We start from the raw sequence: 6,870 nt of genomic DNA on the forward strand, positions 1-6,870 counted from the left end.
GCAGCCCCACGGGCGCCGCGCCCGCCTCCCGCCGGACGTCCGTCGGGTCGGGCAGGGCGCGGCGGCAGCGGAGTGTCAGATGTCCCGGAAGATCTCGATCTGCGCCCCGATCGAGTTCAGCCGCTCGGCGAGGTCCTCGTAACCCCGGTTGATGACGTACACGTTGCGCAGCACCGACGTGCCCTCGGCCGCCATCATCGCCAGCAGGACGACCACGGCGGGGCGCAGGGCGGGCGGGCACATCATCTCGGCGGCGCGCCAGCGGGTGGGGCCCTCGACCAGGACGCGGTGGGGGTCCAGGAGCTGGAGGCGGCCGCCGAGGCGGTTGAGGTCGGTCAGGTAGATGGCGCGGTTGTCGTAGACCCAGTCGTGGATCAGGGTCTTGCCCTGCGCGGCGGCCGCGATCGCCGCGAAGAACGGGACGTTGTCGATGTTCAGGCCCGGGAAGGGCATGGGGTGGATCTTGTCGATCGGGGCTTCGAGTTTGGAGGGGCGGACGGTGAGGTCCACCAGCCGCGTACGGCCGTTGTCGGCGAAGTACTCCGGCGTGCGGTCGTGGTCGAGGCCCATCTCCTCCAGGACCGCCAGCTCGATCTCCAGGAACTCGATCGGCACGCGGCGGACCGTCAGCTCCGACTCCGTGACCACCGCGGCGGCCAGCAGGCTCATCGCCTCGACCGGGTCCTCGGAGGGGGAGTAGTCCACGTCGGCGTCGATGACCGGCATGCCGTGCACGGTGAGGGTGGTGGTGCCGATGCCCTCGACGCGGACGCCGAGGGACTCCAGGAAGAAGCAGAGGTCCTGGACCATGTAGTTGGAGGAGGCGTTGCGGATGACGGTGACGCCGTCGTGGCGGGCGGCGGCGAGGAGCGCGTTCTCGGTGACCGTGTCGCCCCGCTCGGTCAGCACGATGGGGCGGTCCGGGCGCATCTGCCGGTCGACCGTCGCGTGGTAGTGACCCTCGGTCGCGGCGACGTCCAGGCCGAACCGGCGCAGCGCGATCATGTGCGGCTCGATGGTCCGGGTGCCGAGGTCGCAGCCGCCGGCGTAGGGCAGCCGGAAGCGGTCCATACGGTGCAGCAGCGGGCCGAGGAACATGATGATGGAGCGGGTGCGGACGGCGGCCTCGGCGTCGATGGCCTCCATGTCCAGCTCGGCCGGCGGCACGATCTCCAGGTCGATGCCGTCGTTGATCCAGCGGGTGCGTACGCCGATGGAGTTGAGCACCTCCAGGAGGCGGTAGACCTCCTCGATGCGGGCGACCCGGCGCAGCACCGTGCGCCCCTTGTTGAGCAGCGAGGCGCACAGCAGGGCCACGCAGGCGTTCTTGCTCGTCTTGACGTCGATGGCGCCGGAGAGGCGTCGGCCGCCGACCACGCGCAGGTGCATCGGACCGGCGTACCCCAGGGAGACGATTTCGCTGTCCAGCGCTTCGCCGATGCGGGCGATCATCTCAAGGCTGATGTTCTGGTTGCCGCGCTCGATGCGGTTGACCGCGCTCTGACTGGTGTTGAGCGCCTCCGCGAGCTGTGACTGCGTCCAGCCGCGGTGCTGCCGGGCGTCACGGATGAGCCTGCCGATGCGTACGAGGTAGTCGTCTGCCATGGGGTTGAGGCTATCTCAGATATGAGATGGCGCCTCTCGGGGGGTCCGTTCGGGTGATGCGACGTCAAAGTCGCGTCAGCGGCGCCGGTCGGTGGTCGTGCGGCGCCATCCGAAAGGTCCCGGCAAATCCATCGATGTCGTACGTCGTCCCGTGCTGCTGCGGGTGTGGCGCGGGCCGTTCCTGCCGCCGGTCGTGATGGACCACGAACGCTTGTTGAGGTTCAGTCGTACTCCGGGGAGGATGCGGAAGCTCTTGCGGAACGTGAGGGGCATCGTGCCTCCTTCCGAGTCGTGCCGGGTGCTCCCGGCGTAACCCGGATACCCCCGTTCGGCGTACTGATGGCCGCCCGGGTCACTCGGGATGGGGTGCACGCCACACCGCGCCCGGGCATGACCAGTCCGCCCCCATGTACTAGAGTTATCTCGACATCGAGATATCTGCCGAGGCGCACCGCAGTCGCATGCCGCTATCGGGTCTGGTGGTAAGGGTTACCTAACTTAGCCTTACCTTAGCGGATCGGCCAGGGCGGCGTGGCGGCAGGATGCGGTGGTACGCGCACATAAATGAAGGAGACTGTCGTGTCGGCGAACAGCTTCGACGCCCGCAGCACGCTGCAGGTGGGCGACGAGTCGTACGAGATCTTCCGGCTGGACAAGGTCGAGGGCTCCGCGCGCCTTCCCTACAGCCTGAAGGTACTGCTGGAGAACCTGCTCCGCACCGAGGACGGCGCGAACATCACCGCCGACCACATCCGCGCCCTCGGGGGCTGGGACTCGCAGGCCCAGCCGTCGCAGGAGATCCAGTTCACGCCGGCCCGCGTGATCATGCAGGACTTCACCGGCGTGCCCTGTGTCGTCGACCTCGCCACCATGCGTGAGGCCGTCAAGGAGCTGGGCGGCGACCCGAACAAGATCAACCCGCTCTCCCCGGCCGAGATGGTCATCGACCACTCCGTCATCGCCGACAAGTTCGGCACCAACGACGCCTTCCAGCAGAACGTCGACCTGGAGTACGGCCGCAACAAGGAGCGCTACCAGTTCCTGCGCTGGGGCCAGACCGCCTTCGACGACTTCAAGGTCGTCCCGCCCGGCACCGGCATCGTCCACCAGGTGAACATCGAGCACCTGGCCCGCGTCGTCATGACCCGTGACGGCAAGGCGTACCCGGACACCCTGGTCGGCACCGACTCGCACACCACCATGGTCAACGGCCTCGGCGTCCTCGGCTGGGGCGTCGGCGGCATCGAGGCCGAGGCCGCGATGCTCGGCCAGCCGGTCTCCATGCTCATCCCGCGTGTCGTCGGCTTCAAGCTCACCGGCGAGCTCACCCCCGGCACCACCGCCACCGACCTGGTGCTCACCATCACCGAGATGCTGCGCAAGCACGGTGTCGTCGGCAAGTTCGTCGAGTTCTACGGCGAGGGTGTGGCGGCCACGAGCCTCGCCAACCGCGCCACCATCGGCAACATGTCCCCGGAGTTCGGCTCCACCGCCGCGATCTTCCCGATCGACGACGAGACGCTGAACTACATGCGCCTGACCGGCCGCTCCGCCCAGCAGGTCGCGCTCGTCGAGGCGTACGCCAAGGAGCAGGGCCTCTGGCTGGACCCGCAGGCCGAGCCGGACTTCTCCGAGAAGCTGGAGCTCGACCTCTCCACGGTCGTGCCCTCCATCGCCGGCCCGAAGCGCCCGCAGGACCGCATCGTCCTCGCGAACGCCGCGGAGCAGTTCAAGCAGGACGTGCGCAACTACGTCGACAGCGTGGACGAGGCGGGCCAGGAGTCCTTCCCGGCCTCCGACGCCCCCGCCGTCAGCAACGGCGTGCCGGCCAACCCGGTCCCGGTCACCGCCCCCGACGGCACGACCTACGAGCTGGACCACGGTGCGGTGACGGTCGCGGCCATCACCTCCTGCACCAACACCTCCAACCCGTACGTCATGGTCGCCGCCGCGCTGGTGGCCAAGAAGGCGGTCGAGAAGGGCCTGACCCGCAAGCCGTGGGTCAAGACCACCCTCGCCCCGGGCTCCAAGGTCGTCACCGACTACTTCGAGAAGGCGGGCCTGACCCCCTACCTCGACAAGGTCGGCTTCAACCTCGTCGGCTACGGCTGCACCACCTGCATCGGCAACTCCGGCCCGCTGCCGGACGAGGTCTCCAAGGCCGTCAACGACCACGACCTCGCCGTCACCTCGGTCCTCTCCGGCAACCGCAACTTCGAGGGCCGGATCAACCCCGACGTCAAGATGAACTACCTGGCGTCCCCGCCGCTGGTCGTCGCCTACGCCCTCGCGGGTTCGATGAAGGTCGACATCACCAAGGACGCCCTCGGCGCCGACCAGGACGGCAACCCGGTCTACCTGAAGGACATCTGGCCCTCCGAGGCCGAGGTCAACGACGTCGTCGCCAACGCCATCGGCGAGGACATGTTCTCCAAGTCCTACAGCGACGTCTTCGCGGGCGACGCCCAGTGGCAGGCGCTGTCGATCCCCACCGGCGACACCTTCGAGTGGGACGGCGAGTCCACCTACGTGCGCAAGCCCCCGTACTTCGAGGGCATGGGCATGGAGCCGGCCCCGGTCGAGGACATCTCCGGCGCCCGTGTGCTGGCCAAGCTGGGCGACTCGGTGACGACGGACCACATCTCGCCCGCCGGCGCCATCAAGGCCGACACCCCGGCCGGCAAGTACCTCACGGAGCACGGCGTCGAGCGCCGCGACTTCAACAGCTACGGCTCGCGCCGCGGCAACCACGAGATCATGATCCGCGGCACCTTCGCCAACATCCGCCTGCGCAACCAGATCGCGCCGGGCACCGAGGGCGGCTACACCCGCGACTTCACGCAGGCCGACGGGCCGGTGTCGTTCATCTACGACGCCTCCCGCAACTACATCGAGCAGGGCATCCCGCTCGTCGTCCTGGCCGGCAAGGAGTACGGCTCCGGCTCGTCCCGCGACTGGGCCGCCAAGGGCACCGCGCTCCTCGGCGTCAAGGCCGTCATCGCCGAGTCGTACGAGCGCATCCACCGCTCGAACCTCATCGGCATGGGCGTGCTGCCGCTGCAGTTCCCGGAGGGCCAGTCCGCGGCCTCCCTCGGCCTGACCGGTGAGGAGACCTTCTCCGTCTCCGGCGTCACCGAGCTGAACGACGGCACCACCCCGCGCACGGTCAAGGTGACCACCGACACGGGCGTCGAGTTCGACGCGGTCGTCCGCATCGACACCCCCGGTGAGGCCGACTACTACCGCAACGGCGGCATCCTGCAGTACGTGCTGCGCAGCCTGATCCGCAAGTAGGCGGCACCGCACAACGGTTGAGGGCCGCACCCCCGGCGACGGGGGTGCGGCCCTCTTCATGCCTTCGGGAAAGGCACCGCGTGCCTCAGAAGAAGAGGCGGTACGTGTTCCAGCCGCCCGTGCCGATCATCACCCGGGGCTGGTACGGGGCGGCGGCGTTGCCGGTGCCCTTGTAGAGCCACAGGGCGCCCGCCGTGTCACGGGCGATCAGGTCGGTGATGCCGTCGATGTCGACGTCGCCGACGGAGACCAGGTCGTTGAACATGTTCCACCCGGCACCGATCTTGGTGCGGGGCGCGAACGGCGCCTTGTAGTTGCCGGTGCCCTTGTAGAGCCACAGCACACCGGAGCCGTCCTTGGCGACGATGTCGTGCTTGCCGTCACCGGTCAGGTCGCCCTTGCCGGCGAGGTGGGTGTAGGCGTTCCACCCGGCGCCGATCTTCACGCGCTGGGCCACCTTGCCGTCGGCGTAGCCGAGGTACAGCCACAGCACGCCGGAGCCGTCCCGGGCGATCATGTCGTCGGGAGCGGCGCCGCCGAGGTTGCCCGCCGAGAGCAGGCGGTCGTAGATCTTCCAGCCCTTGCCGATGAGCGTGCCCTCTTCGCCCCACGCGGCGGAGTACAGCTGGTCGCCGGTGACCTCCCAGATGGCGTCCGCGAAGCCGTCGGCGTCACGGTCGGCCTGGGTGATGAAGCGGGTGTCCTGCCAGCCGTAGCCGACGTTCACGCGGGGTTCCAGGCCACCCTCGAAGTCGAGGTCGTAGCCCCACAGGTCACCGTTCTTGTCCACGCCGTACAGCGGGTTGATCGGTGCGTCGCCGGGCAGGGCGGCCGCGCTGAACTTCGACTGGGCACCCGACGGCTTGGCGTCGAGCGGAACCCGGGACGCCGAGCGTCCCGGGTCGTCGGCGGCGACGGCGGCGCTCGTGCCGGTCGCCACCAGAGCGGCGGTGAGCGCCGCAGCCGTGGCACGCGCCAGGGCGCGACGCGTGTTCAGGCCGGAGCTTTTGGCCACGTGGGTCCTCCAGAGGATCAGGGAAGAAGGGATCGCGTGCCGGGATACGGCACAGCGAGGTCCCGGATGCTCCGTGATCCTTACACATGACCTTTACACGTCAATCGTATTTACGTTCGGTGTGCGAAGCGGTACGCAAGCGGAACGCAAGTGCAACGCGAGCCGTACAACCATGTCCGGGGCACAGGTGTCGTGCCGTCAGGCGACCGCCCCGCCGGTGCCGCGGGCCGCGGCGATGTGGTCGGCGCGGCCGGCGCCGTCGTACACGGTGATGTCGACGTACGCGCCGTCCGGGATGTCGAAGTCCTTCACCGTGAGGTCCACGGTCTCGGAGGTGCCCGGAGCCGAGAAGGTGCCCAGGTCGTGGTACGAACCGCCGGAGGAGTAGCCGACGGCGACGTAGAAGGTGTCGCCGTCGTTCTTCGTGTCGTAGACCCAGAGCTTCTCGTCGTTCGGGTGGAACTCCACCTTGCCGATGAACCAGCCCGCGTCGTTCAGCTCCATCTTGACGGCCGTGCCGCCCGCGTCGTGCGCGAAGGAGGTGCCGTCGAACGGGTCGGTGAGGGTGCCGCCGCTGCACGGGCAGGTGTCGGTGTCGCGGTAGTACGTGGAGACACTGGGGTCCGGGTCGTAGGCCTGGGCCGGCGCGGCCGTCGCGAACAGCGCCCCCGCCGCCAGCAGTGCGCCCGTGACCAGTCCCGTGAACCGTTTGCCGAGGCTCGTCCGCACGTGTTCCCCCTCCGATGACCGCACGATGAGTGCCGCGTCGTGCGGCGTGGGCCGCACGCGCCCGCTCATTGTGGGGCATCGGGCACGTGTGGGGAATGGGGCGACACGAGGGAGGGGCGGGGTGGGGGCGCCCCCCCCACCCCCCCCCCCCGGGGGCAACCCCCCCCCCCCCCCCCACACCCCCCCCCCCCCCACCCCCCCCCCCCCCCACACCCCGGACAACCCGG

General features: G+C 69.2%; 5 protein-coding genes. 1 reads left to right on the forward strand and 4 read right to left on the reverse strand.

Annotation, left to right across the window (positions count from 1 at the left end):
• Positions 1-75 precede the first annotated feature (75 nt).
• Complete coding sequence (locus tag ACIGO6_RS11015; protein ID WP_399874323.1) at positions 76-1,605, reverse strand: helix-turn-helix domain-containing protein; 1,530 nt, start codon at positions 1,603-1,605, stop codon at positions 76-78.
• Positions 1,606-1,680: 75 nt separating this feature from the next.
• The gene (locus tag ACIGO6_RS11020) at positions 1,681-1,878 is read right to left on the reverse strand and encodes a DUF4236 domain-containing protein (protein WP_399874324.1); all 198 of its coding nucleotides are present in this window, start codon (positions 1,876-1,878) and stop codon (positions 1,681-1,683) included.
• 306 nt (positions 1,879-2,184) lie between these two features.
• On the opposite strand from ACIGO6_RS11020, the gene acnA reads away from it, so the two are divergent.
• Positions 2,185-4,899, forward strand: coding sequence for an aconitate hydratase AcnA (gene acnA / locus ACIGO6_RS11025; protein WP_399874325.1), 2,715 nt, complete (start codon positions 2,185-2,187; stop codon positions 4,897-4,899).
• An 85-nt stretch (positions 4,900-4,984) separates the two neighbouring features.
• Here acnA and ACIGO6_RS11030 read toward each other — a convergent pair whose 3' ends face one another.
• Both ACIGO6_RS11030 and ACIGO6_RS11035 read right to left on the reverse strand, forming a co-directional pair.
• On the reverse strand, positions 4,985-5,914 hold the full coding sequence (locus ACIGO6_RS11030; protein WP_399874327.1) for an FG-GAP repeat domain-containing protein: 930 nt from the start codon (positions 5,912-5,914) through the stop codon (positions 4,985-4,987).
• Between the two features lie 198 nt (positions 5,915-6,112).
• Positions 6,113-6,643, reverse strand: a complete 531-nt coding sequence (locus ACIGO6_RS11035; RefSeq protein ID WP_399874328.1) for a hypothetical protein — start codon at positions 6,641-6,643, stop codon at positions 6,113-6,115.
• Between the last annotated feature and the right edge of the window lie 227 nt (positions 6,644-6,870).

It is taken from the genome of Streptomyces sp. NPDC053750, from assembly GCF_044544295.1.
Lineage (GTDB): Bacteria > Actinomycetota > Actinomycetes > Streptomycetales > Streptomycetaceae > Streptomyces.